Origin of the sequence: Citrobacter sp. Res13-Sevr-PEB04-36 (genome assembly GCF_015672735.1) — a bacterium.
Taxonomy (GTDB): Bacteria; Pseudomonadota; Gammaproteobacteria; order Enterobacterales; family Enterobacteriaceae; genus Citrobacter.
Genome location: NZ_JADABY010000025.1, coordinates 104610 through 128306, shown reverse-complemented (window position 1 = coordinate 128306; position 23697 = coordinate 104610). Strand labels below are relative to the sequence as shown.

Genomic DNA, 23697 nt, shown 5'->3' with positions numbered 1-23697 from the left:
GCAGTTTGTGACCTAGCACGATGACGCCTGGATTGATGTCGTTAATCCGGCGACGGAAGAGGTGATTTCCCGTATTCCTGATGGCCGCGCCGAAGATGCGCGCAAAGCGATTGATGCGGCACATCGCGCCCAGCCTCAATGGGAGGCGCTGCCCGCCATTGAGCGCGCCAGCTGGCTACGCAAGATTTCCGCCGGGATCCGCGAACGTGCCGATGAAATTAGCGCACTGATCGTGGCGGAGGGCGGAAAATCCAGCAACTTGCGGATGTTGAAGTCGCGTTTACCGCCGACTATATCGATTACATGGCCGAGTGGGCCCGTCGCTATGAAGGCGAGATCTTGCAAAGCGATCGCCCGGGCGAAAACATCCTGCTGTTTAAACGCGCTCTTGGCGTAACCACGGGCATTCTGCCGTGGAACTTCCCGTTTTTCCTGATCGCCCGTAAGCTGGCACCCGCCTTGCTGACCGGGAATACCATTGTTATTAAGCCAAGCGAATTTACGCCGAACAACGCTATTGCCTTCGCCAAAATTGTCGATGACATCGGCCTGCCGCGCGGGGTGTTTAACCTGGTGCTCGGACGGGGCGAGACGGTGGGTCAGGAGCTGGCTGGGAACCCGAAAGTGGCGATGGTCAGCATGACCGGCAGCGTGGTGGCCGGTGAGAAAATTATGGCGGCAGCGGCGAAAAACATCACCAAAGTGTGCTTGGAGCTGGGCGGTAAGGCCCCGGCTATCGTGATGGATGATGCGGATCTCGAACTGGCCGTTAAGGCGATTGTCGATTCCCGCGTGATTAATACCGGGCAGGTGTGTAACTGCGCCGAGCGGGTGTACGTCCAGAACGGCATTTACGACCAGTTTGTTAATCGCCTGGGCGAGGCGATGAAAGCGGTGCAGTTTGGCAATCCTGCGGAACGTAACGATATTTCAATGGGACCGCTGATTAACGCCGCGGCGCGGGAACGCGTGGAGCAGAAAGTTGCGCGTGCGGTGCAGGAAGGGGCCCGCGTGGTGCTGGGTGGTAAAGCGGTTGAAGGGAAGGGGTATTACTACCCGCCAACCTTGCTGCTGGATGTGCGTCAGGAGATGGCGATTATGCACGAAGAGACCTTTGGTCCGGTGCTGCCGGTGGTGTCGTTTGGCTCGCTGGACGAGGCAATTGCGATGGCTAATGACAGTGACTACGGTCTGACCTCATCGATTTACACGCAAAACCTGAATACGGCAATGAAGGCGATTAAGGGACTGAAATTTGGCGAAACCTATATTAACCGTGAAAACTTCGAGGCGATGCAGGGCTTCCACGCAGGCTGGCGCAAGTCCGGTATTGGCGGGGCAGATGGTAAGCACGGTCTGAACGAATATCTGCAAACGCAGGTGGTTTATCTGCAATCCTGATTTTTTTGCCGGGTCGGTTTAGCGGCCTACCCGGCATAATCATTACACCTTGCTGGCTATCCAGTTCATCATCATCTCCGGCCAGATGGCCAGCGGAAGTCCTTGCGTATCGCGAATACCAAATCCATGCTTGCCCCGTTCAAACAGATGCATTTCAACCGGTACGCCCAGCTTGCGTAGCGCAGTAAACAAGACCAGACTGTTCTCGACTTTGACCGCCGGATCGTCAATGGCGTGCAGCAGGAAGGCAGGCGGGGTGGTGTCATCTGCTCTCTCTTCCAGAGAGTAGTGGTGAATATCTGGCTCGGTGGGTTCTGCGCCAACCAGCTCAAGGCGTGAGCCTGGATGGGCGACACCTTCCCGCAGGCTAATTACCGGATAAACCAGCGCCATGAACGCCGGGCGAGTAGGCTGTTCATCAATGCTATCTATCGGCGCATACACCGACTCGGCAAAGCGGGTTCCCAGGCTGGCGGCGACGTGCCCCCCGGAGGAAAACCCCAGCACGCCGAGACGTTGCGGATCGATTTTCCACTGCGGTGCGTTGGCGCGAATGTAGCGGATAGCGCGCTGGGCGTCGGCCAGTGGCGCATTTGACGCTTCCTCGTGACCGTCTCCCGGCATGCGATAGGTCATCACAAATAGGGTATAGCCGAGCGCGGTAAAGAACGGTGCCAGCGCGCTGCCTTCTTTATCCATCACAACGCGACGATAAGAACCGCCTGGTGTGACCAGAATCCCCACGCCGTTTGGTTTGGCGGGGGCATAGACGGTAATTTCGGGGGCGCGAATACCCGTCACCGCGCGATCGTAATCAGACGTCCCCGTGTGCCGGGGTTCCGGCGTAAACACCGCATCGCTATTTTTTGCTCCGGGGGCTTCACCCTGCGGCCAGATGGGGTAGGTGGTCGCGTGGGCAACGGCTTGCGCCATCATATTCTCTAATGTTTCACGGCTCAGTGCTTCCATTATTCAGCTCCCTTAGTGGCAAAGGATAGCTATAGCACAATTCATCAATTGAAAACGGGGAGCGATTCACAACGTATTGAATTAGCGAGAAATAAAATGAGGCGGAGGCAAATAACCTCCGCCATAACGTCAGAGTTTGATAAATTTATCCAGTGTTCGAATCAGTTGGGTAACAAAACCGTATTCGTTATCGTACCAGGCGACGGTTTTGACCAACTGCAGATCGCCCACCTCGGTAATCTCGGTTTGGGTGGCATCAAATACCGATCCGAAATGTGAGCCAATGACATCGGACGAGACAATTTCCTCATCGGTATAGCCGAATGATTCATTATTTAGCGTTGCCTTTTTCAATGCGTTATTGATCTCCTCGGCAGTGACTTTTTTGCCCAAAACAGAGACCAGCTCAGTGACGGATCCGGTCTTGACCGGCACTCGCTGGGCATGACCTTTCAATTTACCGCTCAGCGCTGGAATAACCAATCCGATGGCTTTCGCAGCTCCGGTGGTATGGGGAATGATGTTCTCCGCCGCCGCGCGTGAGGCGCGCAGATCTTTCCCGCGTGGGCCGTCGACCAGCGATTGGGTGCCCGTATAGGCGTGAATAGTGGTCATGGTGCCAAGCTGAATACCGAAGTTATCGTGCAGCGCTTTCGCCATCGGCGCCAGGCAGTTAGTGGTGCACGATGCAACAGATATAATTTGATCGCTCGCATCCATCGTGTCGTCATTGACGTTAAAGACAATGGTCTTCATGTCACCGGCAGGGGCGGATATCAGGACTTTTTTGGCTCCGGCATCCAGGTGTGCTTGCGCTTTTTCTGTCGAAGTATAAAAACCGGTGCACTCGATAATAATATCCGCTCCGGTCGTTTTCCACGGGATGTTTTTGGCCTCTTTTTCTGCATAAACGGCAATCTTTTTGCCATCGACAATCAGCGAGTCTTCGGTAAATTCGACGTTCCAGGGAAATGGTCCATAGTTTGAATCGTGTTTTAACAGATAGGCGAGAATTTTTGGCGAGGTCAGATCGTTAATGGCGACAACCTCCACACTGCTTTTGACTTCCAGAAGTCGACGCAATACCAGACGACCGATACGGCCAAAACCGTTAATGCCAATCTTACTCATGGTTTTCTCCTGTCAGGATGGATGACGCGGTACGACATATTTTCCCTACCAGGCATAGTCCAGTCAGGCCGCAGGGGCAATAGCTGTTTTTGCGGTTAAACGTAACTGACTGAAAATGAGTGAACAAAGTTAATGAATTTTTAACAAAAGCTGGTTATGTTGGCGCATTATTGTTTTTACTCAGGAAGTGTTATGGGGAATAAGTATTCAGGCCTGCAAATTGGCATCCACTGGCTGGTCTTTTTGTTGGTGATTGTGGCCTACAGTGCCATGGAATTTCGCGGGTTTTTCCCGCGCAGCTATCGCCCCGGGTTCAACATGGTGCACGTCTCCTGCGGCATCACGATTTTAGTGCTGATGGTGACGCGCCTGCTGGTCAGGCTGAAATATCCAACCCCGCCGATTGTGCCAAAACCGAAGCCGATGATGACCGGCATGGCACACCTTGGGCATCTGGTTATTTATCTGCTGTTTATCGTCCTGCCGATTATTGGCCTGGTGATGATGTACAACCGGGGGAATCCGTGGATGGCCTTTGGCATCGTTATGCCGCATGCGGCAGAGGCTAACTTTGATGTGGTGGATATGCTGAAGTCCTGGCATGTGACGCTGGCAAATCTGGGCTATTTTGTCATTGGCCTGCATGCCGCCGCCGCCCTGATGCATCACTATTTCTGGAAGGATAATACGTTGCTGCGCATGATGCCGCGCAAGCGTTCGTAACGTCGATAGTTATCGCCCCGCATTATGCGGGGCATTTGCTTTCAGGCTGACGAGTGCCTACGGGTCACTTTTCCCTGCAGTCGTATTTTAATGATTTTATGTCGCCACTATGCCCGGTTTCTGACCATGACACCTTTGTGTAACACGGGAGTCTTTATTATTCAGGAGACTAGCAATAACCCCGCAAAAAGCCGCTTGATCAATAGCACAGATAAAACTACTGTATATAGATACAGTAAATATTGGACGAGCTATTATGTTGTTTCTCACGCCAGCGGATCTCCGCGAAATATGTACGATCCCCTTGTTTAGTGACCTTGTTCAGTGCGGGTTTCCCAGCCCGGCTGCGGATTATGTCGAGCGCCGTATCGATCTGAATGAACTGATGATCCAACATCCCAGCGCCACGTACTTTGTGAAAGCAGCGGGGGACTCGATGATTGACGGAGGCATTGATGACGGTGATTTACTGGTGGTCGACAGTTCGGTAACGGCTACGCATGGCGATATTATCATCGCCGCAGTTGATGGTGCGTTTACGGTGAAACGACTGCAGCTCCGTCCAACGGTGCAGCTTCTTCCCATGAACAGCGCGTATGCCCCGATCGTGCCTGGTAGTGAAGAGTCGCTCAATGTGTTTGGTGTTGTCACGTACGTTGTGAAGGCTTTGCGCTGATGTTCGCCCTCTGTGATGTGAATTCGTTTTATGCCAGCTGCGAAACCGTCTTTCGCCCCGATCTTAGCGGGAGGCCCGTTGTGGTGCTTTCAAACAACGATGGTTGTGTCATCGCCTGTAGCGCGGAAGCAAAGCAACTGGGTGTTAAAATGGGGGCTCCGTACTTCAAACAAAAGGATCTGTTCCGTCGCTACGGCGTGGTGTGCTTTAGCTCAAACTATGAGCTGTATGCGGATATGAGCAGCAGGGTGATGTCGATCCTGGAGGCGTTTTCTCCGCGCGTGGAAATATACAGCATTGATGAAGCCTTCTGCGATGTAGCCGGGGTGCGCAATTGCAGAGATCTGACTGATTTTGGTCGGGAGATGAGAGCGAATATTTTACAGAAAACCCATCTCACGGTGGGGATTGGCATCGCCCAGACGAAGACCCTGGCAAAGCTCGCGAACCATGCGGCCAAAAAATGGCAACAGCAGACGGGCGGAGTAGTGGATCTCTCGAACAGGGAACGTCAGCGTAAGCTGATGGCTGCACTCCCGGTTGATGAAGTCTGGGGCGTTGGACGCCGTATCAGCAAGAAACTGGATGCAATGGGTATTAAAACGGTCCTCGATCTGGCGGATACCGACATTTGCTTTATTCGCAAACATTTCAACGTCGTGCTCGAGCGCACAGTACGTGAACTGCGCGGCGAACCCTGCCTGGGTTTTGAAGAGTTTGCGCCGGTGAAGCAGGAAATCATCTGCTCAAGATAGTTTGGTGAGAGGCTCACGGATTACAACGCCATGCGGGAGGCGATTTGCGCCTATGCCGCACGTGCGGCAGAAAAATTACGTGGGGAACACCAGTATTGTCAGTTTATTTCTACGTTTATTAAAACCAGCCCATTTGCTCCGAATGAACCCTATTACGGCAACAGCGCTTCGCTCAATGTGCTGACTCCCACTCAGGACAGTCGGGATATTATCAATGCGGCAACGCGCTGCCTGGATGTTATCTGGCGCGAAGGGTTGCGCTATCAAAAAGCGGGCGTGATGTTGGGGGACTTTTTCAGTTCTGGCGTGGCGCAACTGAATCTGTTTGATGACAATACCCCCCGACCCCACAGCGCGGAGTTGATGACGGTGGTGGATAGACTCAATGAAAAGGGTCGTGGAACGCTCTGGTTTGCCGGGCAGGGAATAGAGCAGCAGTGGCAGATGAAACGAGAAATGCTTTCCCCACGATATACCACACGTTTTACGGATTTGCTGCGGGTGGGGTAAGTGGATTTTATAAAAACAGAGGGTGCTATTTCTTTTTTGGAGACGTCTGGCATTTATTTAATTACCCGATACAGGCGGTCGATTGCGTCTCTCCTCATAACCCCATAAATATCACCGTTTACACGAGGTCATAAAACCAGATACCATACCCCCCTATAGTATCTGGAGGGCGTATGCCGCATTCACCTGAAGATAAAAAACGCATTCTCACTCGTGTACGACGTATTCGCGGGCAGGTTGATGCACTTGAGCATGCGCTGGAGTCCGGCGAACCGTGTCTGGCGATCCTGCAACAAATTGCCGCGGTGCGCGGTGCGTCCAACGGCCTGATGGGCGAAATGGTTGAGATCCACTTGAAAGATGAACTGGTCAGCGGGGAGACCACCCCGGACCAGCGTGCCGTGCGCATGGCTGAAATAGGCCATCTTCTGCGCGCTTATCTAAAATAACACCATCACCTCGCAATAATGGGAAGAGACAAATGAAATCACGTGCTGCAGTTGCATTTGGCCCCGGCCAACCGTTAAAAATCGTCGAAATTGACGTCGCACCGCCGAAGAAAGGGGAAGTGCTGGTTAAAATTACCCACACAGGTGTGTGTCATACTGACGCATTTACGCTCTCTGGTGACGATCCGGAAGGCGTGTTCCCGGCGGTGCTCGGCCATGAAGGCGGCGGCGTTGTGGTTGAAGTTGGTGAAGGCGTCACCAGCCTGCAACCGGGCGACCATGTGATCCCGCTGTACACCGCCGAGTGTGGCGAGTGTAAGTTCTGTAAATCTGGCAAAACCAACCTCTGTCAGGCCGTGCGCGCGACCCAGGGTAAAGGTCTGATGCCAGACGGCACAACGCGTTTTTCTTACAACGGCGAGCCGATTTATCACTACATGGGCACCAGTACCTTCAGTGAATACACCGTTTGCGCGGAGATCTCACTGGCGAAGGTCAACCCACAGGCACCGCTGGATAAAGTCTGTCTGCTGGGCTGTGGCGTCACCACCGGGATAGGTGCCGTACATAACACGGCGAAAGTGAAAGAAGGCGACACAGTGGCGGTGTTTGGCCTGGGCGGTATCGGTCTGGCGGTGATTCAGGGGGCGGTACAGGCGAAAGCCGGGCGCATTTTAGCGGTCGATACCAACCCGGAGAAATTCAAGCTGGCCGGTGAAATGGGTGTGACCGATTTCATCAATCCGAACGATTACGACAAGCCGGTGCAGGACGTGATTGTTGAGCTTACCGACGGCGGCGTGGACTTCAGCTTTGAATGCATCGGTAACGTCAACGTGATGCGTGCCGCGCTGGAATGCTGTCACAAAGGATGGGGCGAAAGCATCATCATTGGCGTGGCGGGGGCCGGTCAGGAGATTAAAACGCGTCCATTCCAGCTAGTGACCGGGCGCGTCTGGCGCGGCTCAGCATTTGGTGGTGTAAAAGGGCGTACGCAGCTGCCAGGTATGGTCGAAGACGCAATGAGCGGGAAAATTCAGTTAGATCCCTTTATTACGCATCGCCTGCCGCTGGAGCAGATCAACGACGCGTTCGATTTAATGCATCAGGGCAAGTCTATTCGTACCGTTATCCATTTCGGCGATAACTGATCCATCCGCCGGCGGAGCTCTCCGCTGGCACTTTCCTGAATTTTTTAGAATGATGTTGTGAAAGTGTGACGAATCCGGCGCTTTTCGCGGTAAGCAATCCAGGCGGATTGCCGATGACTATCTATCGGGCGTGTTTTCACGCATAAACCCTACAAGAGAGTCGACGGTCATGGACAACACAACATCGATGCAGACCCAGCATAAACTGGGTTTCCTGCATCAAATCCGACTGGTTCCGCTGTTTTCCTCCATTCTCGGTGGCATCCTTCTGCTGTTCGCTTTAAGTTCCGGGCTGGCGAGCTATTTTCTTATGCAGGCCGATCGCGATCAGCGCGATGTAACCGATGAGATTCAGGTCAGGATGGGGTTATCTAACAGCTCTAACCACTTGCGCACTTCGCGTATCAATATGATCCATGCCGGTGCGGCAAGCCGTATTGCTGAAATGGACGATATGAAGGCCAATATCGCGGAGGCGGAAAAGCGGATTAAGCAGTCGCAGGACGGTTTTAACGCCTATCTGTCACGGGCGGTGAAAACGCCGGCAGATGAAGCGTTAGGCGCGGAACTGAATGCCAGTTTTAAGGCGTATGTCGACGGTTTGCAGCCGATGCTCAAATATGCCAAAAACGGCATGTTCGAAGCGATCATCAATCATGAAAATGAACAGGCCAGGCCGCTGGATACCGCCTACAACAAAGTGCTGCTGAAGGCCATTGAGGTCCGTACCGCAAGGGCGAATCAGCTCAGTGAGCAGGCCCATCATCGCACCCAGCTTGGCATAGCCTTTATGTTGGGCGCATTCGGCCTGGCGCTGGTCTTGACGTTGATGACATTTATAGTGCTGCGTCGTACCGTGATCCATCCACTGTTGCGTGCAGCCAAACGTATTGAGCAAATCTCTGCGGGCGATCTGACCATGCAGGATGAGCCTACCGGACGTAGCGAGATTGGTCGTCTGAGCCGTCATTTGCAGACCATGCAGCAGTCTCTGGTGAAAACCGTGGGCACCGTGCGTCAGGGGGCGGAAGAAATCTATCGCGGGACCAGTGAAATCTCTATGGGGAATACGGACCTGTCATCGCGTACGGAAGAACAGGCTGCGGCGATTGAACAGACGGCAGCCAGTATGGAAGAGCTAACGGCTACGGTGAAACAGAACGCCGATAACGCGCATCATGCCAGCAAACTGGCGGAAGATGCTTCCGGCAAAGCCAGTCGGGGTGGTCAGATGGTTTCTGGCGTGGTGCATACCATGGGCAACATTTCGACCAGCTCGAAGAAAATCTCCGAAATTACCGCCGTCATCAACAGCATTGCTTTCCAGACTAATATCCTGGCACTGAATGCGGCGGTTGAAGCGGCGCGGGCAGGCGAGCAGGGGCGCGGCTTTGCGGTGGTGGCCAGCGAAGTGCGTACGCTGGCAAGCCGTAGTGCCCAGGCGGCAAAAGAGATTGAAGGGTTGATCAGCGAATCCGTACGGCTGATTGATCAAGGCTCTGGTGAAGTGGTGGCTGCAGGCAATACCATGACGGATATCGTTGATGCGGTAAAACGCGTGACCGATATTATGCTGGAAATTGCCGCCGCCTCTGATGAGCAAAGCCGGGGCATTGTGCAGGTGAGCCAGGCGATTTCAGAGATGGATAAGGTGACGCAGCAAAACGCCTCGCTGGTCGAAGAAGCGTCTGCCGCAGCGGCCTCGCTGGAAGAGCAGGCGGCACGTTTAACCCAGGCGGTTGGCACCTTTCGCTTGCAGGGCGGCAGCGTGAAAAAACGCGTTCCCCTTGCGGCTACACCGGTTTATTCGTCGCCGCAAACGTCGCCATCCCACGGTGAGCATTGGGAAACGTTTTAACCATAAAGGGACCCGCGGGTCCCTTTATTTTTGGCGGCGAGAAATATCAAAATGGGACGGTTTTGCGGATCGCGGCGATGAGGATCTGTGCGGCGGTAGAGAGTTGAACGTCGCTACGGGTCAAAATGCCAATGGGCTCACCGGACCCTTGCGTCGGTACCGGTAATGACACCAGCGTGGCCTGGCGCAAATCTTCCCGCACCGCGCCTGATGGTACAAACCACACATAGTCGTAATCTACGGTCAACTGCCGCGAAAGCGATGCCGACAGGGTTTCAATACAACCTCGCGGCAGTTCACATCCCTGACTTTGCAGCAGGGCTTCCGCATGCTGTCTCGGCGCGGTGCCTTTTGGCGAAACCACAACCGGCCACTCCATCACCCGGCTTAGCGTGATGGTTTCCTGCAACAACGGGTGGTTAGGGCGCACCACCAGCTTGAGCGACTCGAGAAATAATAATTCGTAGTTCAGCCCGACCATAAGTTCCGCATCGGCCATCCGGCCAATGCCGAGATCGATTTCCGCGGATTTTAACCCAGCCAGGATCATCGGGTTACTCATGGTGGCAACTTGCAGCGTGGTCTCCATTTGCTGCTTGTGGAACGGACCAATGACGGCGGGAAGAATACCCAGTGCAGCCGTCGGTAGTGCCCCGATACGCACGACATCATTATGCGCTTCTTCGCGACGATTTAATGCCTGACCGGCGGTATTGAGCGCGTCCAGAACCCTTACCGCATGGGTAAGAAACTGTTCGCCGGGTAGTGTTAACTGCGCACCAAGGCGACCGCGCTCGAAGAGGCGTGTCCCGGTCAGTTGCTCCAGTTCGTTGAGTGTTTTGGAGAGGGCCGGTTGACTCAAGTTTAGGGTTTCAGCCGCGCGCCCCAGCGTCCCCTGTTGGGCAACGGCGACAAAAGTATGAAGATGGCGCAAGCGAATACGCTGATTGAACAGAACATTTTTTTCCATAAGCGATGTTAAAAACAGAGCCGTATCGGTAGCAAGTAAAGTTGTTGGTTTTTGATAACCTGATAGCAAAATATTATTAACATTTATCATATTTTACTTACAACTGATTTATTTTGCTTATGTTTTGTACTGCCTGACTGCGCAGCGGGATCATGGCAGGGAATGTGCCCGGTCGTTATACTTTGGCTATTGTTCTCTACTCACCACAAGGCACTGATTAATGATTCATGTAATAGGGCACCTTAATCCCGATAGCGATGCCATCTGCACCGCCGCGATGACTGCGCGCTGGTTAACCTTACGCGGCCAGCAGGCGACGGCATGGCGCGCGGGTGAACCTAATCGCGAAACGCAGTTTATCTTTGAGTACGCGGGACTCTCGATGCCTGAACTGCTGACGTTTCCACTGACCGACTGTGATGTCTGGCTGGTTGATTTTACTGAACCGGTTCAGGGTCCAGATTCTCTGGCTGAGAGTAATGTCGTTGGTATTATCGATCATCACCGCCTCGGTGGTTTGGTGACGCGTTTACCACCGGAAGTGTGGGTGAAACCGGTCGGCAGTAGCGCGACGCTGTTATGGCAACTGATGTCGGAAGAGGAGCGTCGTCAGATCTCTTCCGCCGAGGCCGTTTTGCTGCTAGGTGCTATTTTGAGTGACACTGTCACGCTGCGTTCACCTACTACCACGGCAGACGACCGCCAGGCGGTGGACGCGTTGGTTGAAAAAACGGGGGTTGGTCGGGAGGCATTCTGCCGCGACCTGCTGTCAGCTAAAACCAGCGTGGAAGGGATGAACGCCCGGCAACTTCTCAATAAAGATTGCAAAACGTTTACGATTCATGGGCATCAGGTTTGCGTGGCTCAGCTGGAACTGTATGCGCTGGATCAGGTTGCGCCGGTGCTGGACGATTTGCGTGCGGAAATGGCGCGCTATGCTGAAGAACACCACGCCGCGCTGGTGGTGCTGATGCTGACGGATATCAACAAAGGTGACACCAGCCTGTGGTTTGCCGGAAAAGAACTGACAGATATCGCGCAGCCCTGCAAAGTTGAAGGAATGCTGAGTCGTAAAAAACAGATGCTGCCATGGCTGGAAAGTCATTTAAAACCACGCCAGTAAGTTCTTTGTGGGTGGGGGAATTTATGTGAGATCACAGTTTGTAAATTCTTCCCACCGGACTCGGTAGCGTTCTCTACACTCCAGGTAATATTCACTGGAGGCATGACATTATGGCGAACACCATCACGGCAGATGAGATTCGGGAACAATTTTCGCAGGCAATGTCAGCAATGTACCAGCAGGAAGTCCCGCAGTACGGCACGTTGCTGGAACTTGTCGCTGATGTGAATCTGGCGGTACTGGAAAATAATCCGACGCTGCATGAAAAATTGGCCAATGCGGATGAACTGGCGCGTCTTAACGTTGAGCGCCACGGTGCCATCCGGGTGGGTACCGCACAGGAACTGTCCACGCTGCGGCGGATGTTTGCCATTATGGGCATGTATCCGGTCAGCTATTACGATCTCTCCCAGGCGGGCGTCCCCGTCCATTCCACGGCGTTTCGTCCCATTGACGATGCCTCACTTTCGCGTAATCCGTTTCGGGTCTTTACCTCGTTATTACGCCTCGAATTAATCGATAACGTCGCGTTACGCCAGCGGGCTGCAGACATTCTTGCAAAACGCGATATCTTTACCCGCCGTTGCCACGAACTATTGGATGAGTTTGATGAACAGGGCGGTTTCACAGCCGCGCAGGCTCAGGAATTTGTGCATCAAGCGCTGGAAACCTTCCGCTGGCATCAGCACGCTACGGTAGATGAAGAGACCTATCACGCGCTGCACAACGAACACCGACTGATTGCCGATGTAGTGTGTTTCCCCGGTTGCCACATCAACCATCTGACGCCGCGCACGCTGGATATCGACCGCGTGCAGTCGATGATGCCGGAGTGCGGTATCGAACCAAAAATCCTCATTGAAGGGCCGCCGCGCCGTGAGGTGCCCATTCTGCTGCGCCAGACCAGTTTTAAAGCGCTGGAGGAGGCGGTACTGTTTGCTGGTGAAATGCGCGGCACGCACACTGCTCGTTTTGGTGAGATTGAACAACGTGGCGTGGCGCTGACCCCCAAAGGCCGGGCGCTGTACGATGAACTGCTGAGTAAGGCGGGAACGGGAAAAGACAACCTGACGCACCAGTTGCATCTTCAAGAGGTGTTTAAAACCTTCCCGGACAGTGAATTTTTGCTACGCCAGCAGGGGCTGGCCTGGTTTCGCTATCGACTAACGCCGTCGGGCGAGGCGCACCGTCAGGCGATCCGCCCAGAAGATGACCCGCAGCCGTTGATCGAGCGGGGTTGGCTGGTGGCTCAACCGATCACCTACGAAGATTTTTTACCGGTGAGCGCCGCGGGTATTTTCCAGTCTAATCTGGGCAATGAAACCCAGGCGCGCAGTCACGGTAACGCCAGTCGGGACGCGTTTGAACAGGCGCTGGGTTGTGCGGTATATGATGAGTTTGTGTTGTATCGGGAGGCAGAAGAGCGCAGTAAACGGCGCTGTGGTTTACTTTAATGGAATTTACACGGGATTCGGTCTGTTCCCATCGACATAAAATATTTTCGATTTTGTACAGATAATCGGCGACCAACAATTGGATTATTAATGAATTTTGTCTAGAGTGAGCGATCAGAAATGTGCACTCTCTTGCCGCAGATTGTGACCGGCGCGGGACCATTCACACGACCAGAAGGACTTACTTTCAGGCATGAATCGTAGACGATTTATTAAAGGTTCAATGGCAATGGCCGCCGTGTGCGGAACCAGTGGTATTGCATCACTCTTTTCCCGTGCTGCCTATGCGGCAGAGTCTGACATTGCAGACGGAAAAACCGTACGTTTTGATTTTTCCGTACTGCAATCAATGGCCCATGATTTGGCACAAAAACCGTGGGGCGGTGCGCCGCGCGCGTTGCCGGATACGCTGGCGAAACTCACGCCTCAGGCTTACAACAGTATTCAGTACGACGCCGAGCAGTCACTGTGGAACAACGTTGAAAATCGTCAGCTGGACGCGCAGTTCTTCCATGTCGGCATGGGCTTCCGTCGCCGCGTGCGCATGTTCTCGGTTGATGACAGTACGCATATGGCGCGTGAGATCCACTTCCGCCCTGAACTGTTCAAGTACAACGATGCGGGCGTAGATACCAAACAGCTGGAAGGGCAAACCGATCTCGGCTTCGCCGGTTTCCGCGTGTTTAAAGCACCGGAACTGGCCCGCCGCGATGTGGTTTCTTTCCTCGGTGCCAGCTATTTCCGCGCCGTAGATGACACCTATCAGTATGGTTTGTCGGCGCGTGGTCTGGCGGTGGATACCTACACCGATAGCAAAGAAGAGTTTCCTGACTTTACCGCGTTCTGGTTCGAAACAGTCAAACCGGGCGCGACCAGTTTTACGGTATATGCGCTGCTCGACAGCCCGAGCGTAACTGGTGCGTTTAAATTTGTGATCCACTGTGAGAAAACGCAGGTGATCATGGATGTGCAGAACCATGTCTACGCCCGCAAAGACATCAAACAGCTCGGCATTGCGCCGATGACCAGCATGTTTAGCTGTGGCAATAACGAACGCCGGATGTGCGACACCATTCACCCGCAAATCCATGACTCCGACCGCCTGGCAATGTGGCGCGGCAACGGGGAGTGGATCTGCCGTCCGCTGAACAATCCGCAAAAACTGCAGTTCAATGCCTACACCGATAACAACCCGCGCGGGTTTGGTCTACTGCAACTCGATCGTGATTTCTCCCACTACCAGGACATCATGGGCTGGTACAACAAGCGCCCAAGCCTGTGGGTCGAGCCGCGTAACCAGTGGGGCAAGGGGACCATTGGCTTGATGGAGATCCCAACCACGGGTGAAACGCTGGATAACGTCGTCTGCTTCTGGCAGCCGGAGAAAGCGATCAAAGCTGGTGACGATCTGGAATTCAAATATCGCCTGTACTGGAGCGCACAGCCGCCGGTACGCTCGCCGCTGGCGCGCGTGTTGGCAACCCGCACCGGCATGGGGGGATTCCCGGAAGGATGGGCACCGGGCGAGCATTACCCGGAAAAATGGGCACGTCGTTTTGCCGTTGATTTCGTCGGTGGCGATCTGAAAGCCGCTGCGCCGAAGGGTATTGAGCCGGTGATTACGCTCTCCAGTGGAGAAGCGAAGCAGATTGAAATCCTCTACGTAGAGCCTATCGATGGCTATCGTATTCAGTTTGACTGGTATCCGACCTCGGACTCAACCGATCCGGTAGATATGCGCATGTTCCTGCGTTGCCAGGGCGATGCTATCAGCGAGACCTGGCTGTATCAGTATTTCCCGCCAGCACCAGATAAACGTCAGTACGTCGACGACCGCGAAATGCGTTAATCGCAAGTCCTGTGGCTCTCCTGAAGGGGAGTCACAGACCTCATCTCTGCTGGAACATTCTGTACGCTATTTACTCGATCCTGTTCGCATTTTTCCCTATGCCAAATGGGTAAGCTGAAGGTGTGTATTTCTTATACACGCTTTATGTCCACTAACAGGGAGAAAGTATGTTTCCAGAATACAGAGACCTCATTTCCCGACTGAAATCCGAGAATCCTCGCTTTCTGTCTTTATTCGAAAAACACAACAGCCTTGATCATGAGATTTCCAGACTGGAAGGTTCGGATGGTCGGGGATACAGTTTGGATATTGTTCGCCTGAAGAAACAGAAACTTCACCTGAAGGAAGACCTGCTCAAAATCCTGCAAAAAGAGAGTGTCAGTGAGAGCTAAATAATACGACTCTCGCTGTGTAAAAGGGCTTTCCGCAAGAATGGGAAGCCCTTCCTGTTTAAAGCTTAATCGACCATCCCCCCGTTTATGCGTCGCGCCCCATAGAATCGACATTTCGGTGAACAGCGCGCCGCTGATTTCTTCCACTTCCTGAGGGAATTGCGCAGCAACAATTTTCCGTGCCGGGTGCCGGGATTGTAAAGAGCGTGGCGTAGAACGGCCTTTACTCGTTCACAGGAATCGGTGCTTCAGAGAAACGATGAACATGAGGTGAACGGAACCTTTCTCTGAGATAGGATGTTCATCCCCATGAGGATGTCCGGGGTGATAAACAGATTAATATCAGCGGATGGCAGTCAGAAATGCCCTGTTAATGCAAGTGAAGGAGAAAAACATGCCAGAAGTCATTCCCGTCAGCGATACGCTGGAACTGCGGGCAGTCGAAGAGCAACACGTCACGCCATTGCATCAGTTGGTACTCAAAAATAAGCTCTGGCTGCAGCAGTCGCTGAACTGGCCACAGTTTGTGGGATCCGAGGATGACACGCGCAAGAACGTGCAGGGGAATATGATGTTGCATCAGCGCGGCTACGCCAAAATGTTCCTTATTTTTGAACAGCAGAATGTGGTGGGAGTGATCTCGTTTAACCAGATTGAACCGCTGAATAAAGCCGCCTATATCGGTTACTGGCTGAATGAAGAGCATCAGGGGCTCGGCATACTGTCCCGGGCGCTACAGGCGTTTATTCAGCATTATGCGCAGCGTGGTGAGATCCGCCGTTTTATTATTAAATGCCGGGTGGACAACCATGAAAGTAATCAGGTCGCGCAGCGCAATGGCTTCCTGCTGGAAGGGCGTATGATGCAGGCGGAGTACCTCAACGGTGAGTACCACGATGTGAATCTCTACGCCCGTATCATTGATTGCACCTCAGAATAAGCCAGCCAGAGGCGTGCGGGTAATACGCTGTTGACCATTGACCACTTTCGGGCCGCGTAGATGAATCACGTCGCCCTCAAATGCCTCGATGCAAGCCTGGCCGGTAACCTCAATATGATGCTCGATCAACACTTCTCCCTGGATGCAGGCGTGACCCTCAATGAGGATGCGATCATCAAGCAGGATTGGACCGCCGCGAAGGTGCGCGTGCCCCCCAACCAGCACGTGATGCTTCAGGATGCAGTTACCCTCGACCACGGCGTGTTCCGCCACCTGCGAACTGTAGCGCAGGGTAGGAATGGCATCGTCATCGGTTCCGGCGACAACCCTGGCGTGCCCGTACACTTTCGCGCAATCGCAGATCCAGACGTTATTTTCCTCGTTGCCCTCTATTCGCGCAAAATCAAAAACTTCGGCGCGGTGTTCGATAAAGGCGTAGCTGACGACGGCGTCGCCATATATTTGCGCCTGATGCACCACGCGCGAGTTGCTGACGATAGCGCGGTCGTAAATGTGCAGCATTTGGTCGCTTTCACGGGTTAATCCTTTGGCGGCAATGATTTCCGAGTCACTTAACACACAGGCCTCACCGGAAAGGAGGCATTCTCCACGGATAATTGCGCTTTTAACTGTGACGTTGTCACTTATCTGTGCGCCGTGGCTGATTTCTGACTGGTCAATCCACGCCTCACCGCTAATCTGGGCGGCATCTCGGACCACGCTTGCCTGGGTAATGCGGGCGTTACCGGAGATAACCGCCCCGGCAAAGGCGATAGCATTCTCATCGTAAATCCAGCAATTGCCGTTTTGTGCCAGCACGCTTTCATCGTCAATCCAGCCGCCCCGCGTTCCGGCTTTTACATCATTAAAGTCGATGAGGGCGATTATCTGGCGTAACGATACGTTTTTTTTGTGGTCATTATCCTGATAACTGAAGGTACGGGGTTCGTTGCAAAGACAATACTTGGTCATGGCGAATTTCCCTGTTGCACACCTTAGTTAAACGTAGCAAAGTTTTCCGCACTGGCTAAACAGCCGTAAATTCCATAAAATGTATTTCAAATATACTTTAAAAAATAAACGAAATGAGTAATAACAAGCACAGTGAGCGAGTCCTTAATCTTCCGGCCGGTTATTTTGGCATGGTACTGGGAACTATCGGGATGGGTTTTGCCTGGCGATATGCCAGTCAGATATGGCCGGTGAGCCACTGGATGGGTGACGGTCTGGTAATCCTCGCGATGGTCATTTGGGGACTGCTAACGCTGGCATTTGTTACCCGCCTGGTGCGTTTTCCCCACAGCGTGCTGGCAGAAATACGCCACCCGGTAATGAGTAGCTTTGTTAGTCTTTTCCCTGCCACAACCATGTTGGTAGCAATTGGTTTTGTTCCGTGGTGCCGACCATTAGCCGTGGCCTTGTTTGGTATTGGTGTGGTGATCCAACTGTCGTATGCGGCCTGGCAAACGGCAGGACTGTGGCGGGGTTCTCATCCTGAAGAAGCCACCACGCCGGGTTTGTACCTGCCGACCGTGGCCAACAACTTTATCAGCGCCATGGCCTGTGGCGCGCTCGGTTACAATGATGCAGGGTTGGTCTTTTTGGGCGCGGGCGTCTTTTCGTGGCTAAGCCTTGAACCGGTTATTCTGCAACGATTACGTAGTTCAGGTGAGCTGCCGGCGGTATTACGTACCTCGCTAGGGATCCAACTGGCTCCGGCGCTGGTTGCCTGTAGCGCCTGGCTCAGTGTCAACGGCGGAGAAGGCGATACGCTGGCAAAAATGTTGTTCGGCTATGGCTTGCTGCAACTGCTGTTCATGTTACGACTGATGCCGTGGTACCTGTCTCAGCCGTTTAATGCGTCATTCTGGAGCTTCTCGTTTGGCGTGTCCGCGCTGGCGACGACGGGGCTGCATTTAGGCCACGGCAGCGCGTCAGGCTTTTTCCATACGTTGGCGATCCCGCTGTTTATTTTTACCAATTTTATCATTGCGCTATTACTGATACGTACGTTTGCATTGCTGATGCAGGGAAAACTGCTTATCCGCACGGAACGTGCTGCATTACTGAAATCTGAGGATAAATAATGACCCGTTGTGACGAAAACTACTTTACTGAGAAATATGATTTAACCCGTACACATTCCGACGTTGTTGAGGCGGCAAAAATTGTTGCCCCTGGCAAAACGTTAGATTTGGGCTGCGGGAATGGTCGTAACAGTCTGTTCCTGGCGGCTAACGGTTATGACGTGACCGCGTGGGATAAAAACCCAATGAGCATTGCCAACCTGGAGCGCATTAAAGATGCGGAAGGGCTGACCAACCTGCAAGCCGGGGTAGTGGACCTCAATGCGTTACGCTTTGACGGGGAATATGATTTTATTCTCTCTACCGTGGTGATGATGTTCCTCGAAGCGAAAACCATTCCGGGCCTGATTGAGAATATGCAGCGCTGCACAAAACCAGGTGGATATAACCTGATCGTCGCGGCAATGGATACCGATGATTTTCCGTGTACCGTTGGGTTCCCGTTTGCGTTTAAAGCAGGCGAGTTACGCCGCTATTACAACGGATGGGATCTCCTGAAGTACAATGAAGACGTGGGTGAACTTCACCGTACGGATGAGAACGGCAATCGTATTAAACTACGCTTTGCGACAATGCTGGCGCGTAAAACTGCATAAAGCTTGCATTTGAGATAACTCTTTCAACGTTCAGCATTTTTTTATGCTGAACGTTAAGATAAAATTGTGCGGTCCTTACCATTTTTAGTACATCCAAAACGATTCTGTTTTGCTATTCTTTTTAAGCATCATTGCGAAAACTAAAGGGATCGTTTCATGCGTACTCAAACTTTATTTAAAGTTGCAGTGCTTACTGGCCTGTTGGCATTATCTGGCTGTGCGTCAAAAGTGACTCAGCCGGATAAATACTCTGGGTTTTTAAAAGACTATTCTGGCCTGAAGGAAACTAAATCAGCATCGGGGCAAACCGTGCTTCGTTGGGTTGACCCTGGCTTTAATGAATCTAAATACGATAATATCGTTTATAACCCGGTCACGTATTATCCGGTTCCTAAGCCAACCACTCAGGTTGGACAGCAGGTGCTTGATAAGCTGCTGAGCTATACCAATACTCAAATGAAAACTTCCATTGGTAAGCGTAAGCCTCTGGTGACAACCCCTGGCCCACGTAGCCTGATTTTCCGTGGGGCGATCACCGGTGTTGATACCAGTAAAGAAGGGCTGCAATTCTATGAAGTGGTTCCGGTTGCACTGGTTGTTGCCGGTACGCAAATGGCGACAGGGCACCGCACCATGGATACCCACCTCTATTTTGAAGGTGAGTTGATCGATGCGGCAACCAATAAACCTGTGATCAAAGTTGTTCGTAAGGGTGAAGGTAAAGACCTGAACAACGAAAGTACGCCGATGGCGTTCGAAACGTTGAAGAAAGTGGTTGATGACATGGCGACCGATGCCTCCATGTTTAACATAAACCAAAAACAATAATGAAAAATGCACCATCTGCTTTCTGCGGATGGTGCGTTTTTTTAGGCTACCCTGCGACGGTACAGCAGTTTCCCCATCAGCATTTCCGGACGGGTGAACATCACCAGATTCCCCAGCAAAATCAGCACTAACCCGATAATCGCATTGACCTGCCAGACATATCCCTCATACAGCGTGGACAGCGTCAGTGCCACCAACGGGAAAAGCAGCGTGCTGTATGCCGCTTTACTGGGGCCGATACGTCCGACTAGCGTGAAATAGGCGCCAAAGGCGATCACCGAACCGAAAATCGCCAGATACAACAGCGCACTGAGATAACTGAAGGTCCACTGTGGCGTGAAGTTGTCGCCACGCACCAGCGCAATGGTAGCAATCAACACCGTGCCGTATAACATCGCCCAACTATTGGTGGTCATCACTTCAAGGCCATTTTTCTGATGACGCAGACTGATCATATTGCCAAGCGAGAAACCAAAAGTGCCGAGGGCGCTCAAACCAATGCCCAGCAGCAGCGAGTGATTCAACCCACTGTTGACTAAATCTTGCCAGAACAAGGTGACGATACCTGTCAGCCCCAGTCCAGCGGCGACATAAAAACGTCGCGGCGGTTTTTGACCAAAAAACAGGTAGCTATTAACCGCATTGAACAGGACCGCCATCGAGAAAATAACCGATTCGAGTCCGGTATTGATCCACGCGGCAGCCGTGTAAAAACACCAGAAGTTAAAACAAAAAACGCATCCACCTTGTAACAAACAAAACAGATGGTCACGCGCAGAAAGCTTACGCAATTTTCCGCTTACCAGCAGAATAGCTATCATCACCGTGCTGGCAACGGCAAAGCGCCAGAAAATAGAAACCGGTGCGGCAACCGGGCCCTGTTGCAGGTAAATCGCAATCCACGTCGTGCCCCATATCACCACCACCAGACTGTACAACAGTGCGTTCATACATCGCTCTCATTTTGCCTATTCAAAGGCAGACTTTGCCACGCCACCTCCGCGGGCGCTTTCATCCGATTGCGAGAGACTTGCAAAATCTTGCGCTTTTTTTTCTGCAAAGCGGAAAAGAGGGCTGTTAACACCCTGTTGCTGAGATAGACTGAAAGTCTGCTCACAACGTCTTTGAAAGTGATGGTATGCCTCAGCCCTACGATGCCTTTGAAAACTTACGCAAACATAATGCCGTGCTGCATGAATCGGTTGCGTTACATTCTGGGATCCAGCTGGCGGCATGGTCGAACAAACGCGATACCATCACCCAATATTGCGATCACCATACGCTCAGTTTGTATGTGGCAGATGGCTATGAGAGTTACCACAAAACGGCGGGCGGCTGGAAGAACGGCGGTGGCCCGGACCGCTTCTGCCTGATGCCCAAAGAGAGCGAATCCAGCTGGGATATCCGCGACGATCTGTCGTTTGTGCATCTCTACTGCACCGACGCGCATCTGCGCGAGGTGGGGGAGAAAGTCTGGGATAAGAGCCCCTATAGCGTCACGCTGGATGAACATACTTTCGGCAGCGATCCGGGGATCACCGCCGTGTACCGCCAGTTTTTGCTTGGTAATGACTGGCAACAGCCTGCTAACCATCTCACGCTCAGCGCCGCGTCCTCGCTGTTATTGACGCACCTGATCCAGCATTACAGCAACGTACAATGGCGACCGCCGGTGGTCACGGGAGGACTCGCGCCCGTCACCTTGCGTAACGTTCTGGCCTATATCGACGCGCATTTGGCGTACCCCATCACCCTGAGCGATTTAGCCGGTGAAGCGGCGTTGAGCGATTTTCACTTTGCCCGAATGTTCCGCCAGTCGATGAACATGGCACCCCATCAATATGTGATGCAGCGGCGTATGGCGCTGGCGCAGCAGCTGGTTTGTTACTCTTCCCGCAGCTTGTCGGATATCGCGATGGCCTGCGGATTTAGCTCTGCCAGCCACTTCAGCAACCGTTTTAAACAGGTGACGGGCAAAACGCCCTCGCAGCTACGTGCGGCGCGCTAATCTCAGCACCGTGTAGCACACCCCTCCGGCAATTAATCCCCAAAATGCAGATCCAATCCCCAGCAGCGTCAAACCGCTGGCGGTGACCAGAAAGGTGATAATCGCCGCGTCACGCTCGGCTTCATGATGCAGTGCCTGATACAGGCTGCCGCTAATCGTTCCCAGCAGCGCCAGACCGGCCAACATCTGGATCCAGCTTACCGGCAGGGCCGCCATTAACCCGGTCACTGAACCGCCGAATACGCCCGCCAGCAGATAGAAAACACCCGCAGCTGCGGCGGCTAACCAGCGTCGCTGGGCGTCCGGGTGCGCTTCCGGGCTTTGGCATATCGCGGCGGTGATGGCGGCAATACAGATGGAGTAGACGCCAAACGGGGAAAACAACAGCGCCAGCAGGCCGGTGAACACGATCAACGGCGAAACGGGTAATGAATAGCCGGAGGCCTTCATGGTGGCAATGCCGGGGGCATTTTGCGAGGCCATGGTGACCAGAAACAGCGGCAGGGCAATACTGATGCTGTGGGCGAGGGAAAAGTGGGGGGCGATAAATTCCGGCATCACCGGTGAGAGAGTTATGTTATTAGTGACAATGTCACCTTTTATCAAGGCAATCATTATCCCCACCAACATCGCAGCAATGACCGCGTAGCGGGGGGCGACAACTTTGAGCACCAGCCACGCCAGCAGCATGCTGCCGCACAGTAGCAGCTCGTTGTTCAAACTATTAAATGCCTGTAGGCCAAAACGCAGCAGGATCCCAGCCAGCATCGCTGACGCCAGCGAGTGAGGGATGACTTGCATCAGTCGGGCGAACAATCCCGTCACGCCGCACAGGACGATCAGCGCATTGGCGACAATAAATACGCCAATTGCCTCCTGCATGGTTAAACCCTGCAGACCGGTGACCAACAGTGCCGCGCCGGGCGTTGACCACGCGGTTAATATCGGCGCACGGTACCATAACGTTAATGCCAGCGTACTGACGCCCATGGCGATGCCCAGGGCAGTCATCCAACCCGCAATTTGCCCGGTAGTTGCTCCAGCGGACATCGCTGCTTGCCAGATAATCGCCGCTGAACTGGCATAGCCGACCAGCACGGCCACGAAACCAGACAGTACAGTAGGCAGAGGAAGATAACATGTGCGCATAGCAACTCCGCGTGCGTTATAACGGTCATTCACTGTAGCACTGTGCGTTATAACGTACAAGTGATAGGCTATGTCTTTGCCACATGAGATCGGGAGAAAACGAATGGATAATGTTACCCACTATCTGGCGACTACGCTCAGGATGCTACGTCAACAGCGGGAATGGAGCCTTGCGCGTCTGGCGCAGGAGACCGGCGTGTCAAAAGCCATGTTGGGGCAGATTGAGCGCAACGAATCCAGCCCAACGGTGGCGACATTATGGAAAATCGCTACCGGGCTGAACGTGCCCTTTTCGACCTTTATCACGCCGCCGGAAGCCGACAGCACGCCCGCATTCGACCCACAGCAGCAGGCGATGATCGTCACGCCGCTGTTCCCGTGGGATCCGCAACTCTGCTTTGACCATTTTTCGATACTGCTGGCACCGGGAGCGCTCAGCGAATCTACCCCGCACGAGACCGGCGTTATTGAACATGTGGTGGTGATTAATGGCCTGCTGGATATGGACATTGACGGCAGCTGGCGAACGTTAAAAACCGGCGAGGGGGTGCGTTTTGCCGGGGATTCCGCGCACAGTTATCGGAACAGCAGCGAACAGACGGTTTACTTTCATTCGCTCATCCATTACCCGCGCAGTTAATCGGGAAAACTATTTCGCAACGTCGCGCTTCTGACTAC

At 53.2% G+C, this 23697-nt stretch carries 21 protein-coding genes and 2 pseudogenes; 17 read left to right on the top strand and 6 right to left on the bottom strand.

Annotated features, from left to right (window positions below; translation table 11 throughout):
* The first annotated feature begins 31 nt into the window (after positions 1–31).
* Positions 32–1401, top strand: a pseudogene (gene aldA / locus IMQ48_RS07635) (aldehyde dehydrogenase).
* Between the two features lie 42 nt (positions 1402–1443).
* On the opposite strand, the gene IMQ48_RS07630 reads toward aldA, so the two are convergent.
* Together IMQ48_RS07630 and gap are read right to left on the bottom strand one after the other, a co-directional pair.
* Positions 1444–2370 carry an alpha/beta hydrolase gene (locus tag IMQ48_RS07630; protein WP_196208544.1) on the bottom strand — a complete coding sequence of 309 codons (927 nt, stop codon included), beginning with the start codon at positions 2368–2370 and terminating at the stop codon, positions 1444–1446.
* 129 nt (positions 2371–2499) lie between these two features.
* The gene (gene gap / locus IMQ48_RS07625) at positions 2500–3501 is read right to left on the bottom strand and encodes a type I glyceraldehyde-3-phosphate dehydrogenase (protein WP_196208543.1); all 1002 of its coding nucleotides are present in this window, start codon (positions 3499–3501) and stop codon (positions 2500–2502) included.
* Between the two features lie 192 nt (positions 3502–3693).
* On the opposite strand from gap, the gene cybB reads away from it, so the two are divergent.
* The 6 genes and pseudogenes from cybB (at position 3694) to IMQ48_RS07595 (ending at position 9623) form a co-directional block, all read left to right on the top strand.
* Positions 3694–4224: a cytochrome b561 gene (gene cybB / locus IMQ48_RS07620; protein WP_196208542.1), complete on the top strand. Its 531-nt coding sequence runs from the start codon at positions 3694–3696 to the stop codon at positions 4222–4224.
* 256 nt (positions 4225–4480) lie between these two features.
* On the top strand, positions 4481–4900 hold the full coding sequence (locus tag IMQ48_RS07615; protein ID WP_196208541.1) for a translesion error-prone DNA polymerase V autoproteolytic subunit: 420 nt from the start codon (positions 4481–4483) through the stop codon (positions 4898–4900).
* Positions 4900–6165 (top strand): annotated as a pseudogene (locus IMQ48_RS07610) (Y-family DNA polymerase). Before IMQ48_RS07615 ends, IMQ48_RS07610 begins: the two are co-directional and overlap by 1 nt.
* A 173-nt stretch (positions 6166–6338) precedes the next feature.
* Positions 6339–6614 (top strand): metal/formaldehyde-sensitive transcriptional repressor, encoded by a 276-nt coding sequence (locus IMQ48_RS07605; RefSeq protein WP_196208540.1) that lies wholly within the window; start codon positions 6339–6341, stop codon positions 6612–6614.
* Between the two features lie 32 nt (positions 6615–6646).
* A complete protein-coding gene (locus IMQ48_RS07600; RefSeq protein WP_196208539.1) occupies positions 6647–7765 on the top strand; it encodes an S-(hydroxymethyl)glutathione dehydrogenase/class III alcohol dehydrogenase in 1119 nt (372 codons plus the stop codon).
* 169 nt (positions 7766–7934) lie between these two features.
* The gene (locus IMQ48_RS07595) at positions 7935–9623 is read left to right on the top strand and encodes a methyl-accepting chemotaxis protein (RefSeq protein WP_196208538.1); all 1689 of its coding nucleotides are present in this window, start codon (positions 7935–7937) and stop codon (positions 9621–9623) included.
* Between the two features lie 46 nt (positions 9624–9669).
* Here the strand turns inward: IMQ48_RS07595 and IMQ48_RS07590 are convergent, their stop codons facing one another.
* A complete protein-coding gene (locus IMQ48_RS07590) occupies positions 9670–10593 on the bottom strand; it encodes a LysR substrate-binding domain-containing protein (protein WP_196208537.1) in 924 nt (307 codons plus the stop codon).
* A 220-nt stretch (positions 10594–10813) separates the two neighbouring features.
* Here IMQ48_RS07590 and IMQ48_RS07585 point away from each other — a divergent pair, with 220 nt between their 5' ends.
* The 5 genes from IMQ48_RS07585 (at position 10814) to rimL (ending at position 16351) form a co-directional block, all read left to right on the top strand.
* Positions 10814–11716, top strand: coding sequence for a manganese-dependent inorganic pyrophosphatase (locus IMQ48_RS07585; RefSeq protein WP_196208536.1), 903 nt, complete (start codon positions 10814–10816; stop codon positions 11714–11716).
* A 110-nt stretch (positions 11717–11826) separates the two neighbouring features.
* Positions 11827–13170, top strand: coding sequence for a VOC family protein (locus IMQ48_RS07580; protein WP_196208535.1), 1344 nt, complete (start codon positions 11827–11829; stop codon positions 13168–13170).
* A gap of 193 nt (positions 13171–13363) precedes the next feature.
* Positions 13364–15019 carry a glucan biosynthesis protein D gene (locus IMQ48_RS07575; protein WP_196208534.1) on the top strand — a complete coding sequence of 552 codons (1656 nt, stop codon included), beginning with the start codon at positions 13364–13366 and terminating at the stop codon, positions 15017–15019.
* Between the two features lie 167 nt (positions 15020–15186).
* Positions 15187–15411 carry a YdcH family protein gene (locus IMQ48_RS07570; RefSeq protein WP_003833168.1) on the top strand — a complete coding sequence of 75 codons (225 nt, stop codon included), beginning with the start codon at positions 15187–15189 and terminating at the stop codon, positions 15409–15411.
* Positions 15412–15805: 394 nt separating this feature from the next.
* Complete coding sequence (gene rimL, locus IMQ48_RS07565) at positions 15806–16351, top strand: 50S ribosomal protein L7/L12-serine acetyltransferase (RefSeq protein ID WP_196208533.1); 546 nt, start codon at positions 15806–15808, stop codon at positions 16349–16351.
* On the opposite strand, the gene ydcK is transcribed toward rimL, so the two are convergent.
* The gene (gene ydcK, locus IMQ48_RS07560) at positions 16343–17323 is read right to left on the bottom strand and encodes a YdcK family protein (RefSeq protein WP_196208532.1); all 981 of its coding nucleotides are present in this window, start codon (positions 17321–17323) and stop codon (positions 16343–16345) included. The genes rimL and ydcK overlap by 9 nt on opposite strands.
* 113 nt (positions 17324–17436) lie before the next feature.
* Here ydcK and tehA point away from each other — a divergent pair, with 113 nt between their 5' ends.
* The 3 genes from tehA to IMQ48_RS07545 all read left to right on the top strand — a co-directional run bounded on the left by tehA (position 17437) and on the right by IMQ48_RS07545 (position 19862).
* Positions 17437–18438 carry a dicarboxylate transporter/tellurite-resistance protein TehA gene (tehA, locus tag IMQ48_RS07555; RefSeq protein ID WP_196208531.1) on the top strand — a complete coding sequence of 334 codons (1002 nt, stop codon included), beginning with the start codon at positions 17437–17439 and terminating at the stop codon, positions 18436–18438.
* The gene (gene tehB, locus IMQ48_RS07550; RefSeq protein ID WP_196208530.1) at positions 18438–19034 is read left to right on the top strand and encodes a tellurite resistance methyltransferase TehB; all 597 of its coding nucleotides are present in this window, start codon (positions 18438–18440) and stop codon (positions 19032–19034) included. The genes tehA and tehB overlap by 1 nt, the downstream gene beginning before the upstream one ends.
* A 156-nt stretch (positions 19035–19190) precedes the next feature.
* Entirely contained in the window at positions 19191–19862 is a 672-nt protein-coding gene (locus IMQ48_RS07545; RefSeq protein WP_196208529.1) for a DUF3313 domain-containing protein, read from the top strand.
* Between the two features lie 41 nt (positions 19863–19903).
* On the opposite strand, the gene IMQ48_RS07540 is transcribed toward IMQ48_RS07545, so the two are convergent.
* A complete protein-coding gene (locus tag IMQ48_RS07540) occupies positions 19904–20812 on the bottom strand; it encodes a DMT family transporter (RefSeq protein WP_196208528.1) in 909 nt (302 codons plus the stop codon).
* 188 nt (positions 20813–21000) lie between these two features.
* On the opposite strand from IMQ48_RS07540, the gene IMQ48_RS07535 reads away from it, so the two are divergent.
* Positions 21001–21870, top strand: coding sequence for a helix-turn-helix domain-containing protein (locus IMQ48_RS07535; protein WP_115258445.1), 870 nt, complete (start codon positions 21001–21003; stop codon positions 21868–21870).
* On the opposite strand, the gene IMQ48_RS07530 is transcribed toward IMQ48_RS07535, so the two are convergent.
* Positions 21853–23019 (bottom strand): benzoate/H(+) symporter BenE family transporter, encoded by a 1167-nt coding sequence (locus tag IMQ48_RS07530; RefSeq protein ID WP_196208527.1) that lies wholly within the window; start codon positions 23017–23019, stop codon positions 21853–21855. The genes IMQ48_RS07535 and IMQ48_RS07530 overlap by 18 nt on opposite strands.
* A gap of 103 nt (positions 23020–23122) precedes the next feature.
* On the opposite strand from IMQ48_RS07530, the gene IMQ48_RS07525 reads away from it, so the two are divergent.
* Complete coding sequence (locus IMQ48_RS07525) at positions 23123–23659, top strand: helix-turn-helix domain-containing protein (protein ID WP_196208526.1); 537 nt, start codon at positions 23123–23125, stop codon at positions 23657–23659.
* Positions 23660–23697: the final 38 nt, after the last annotated feature.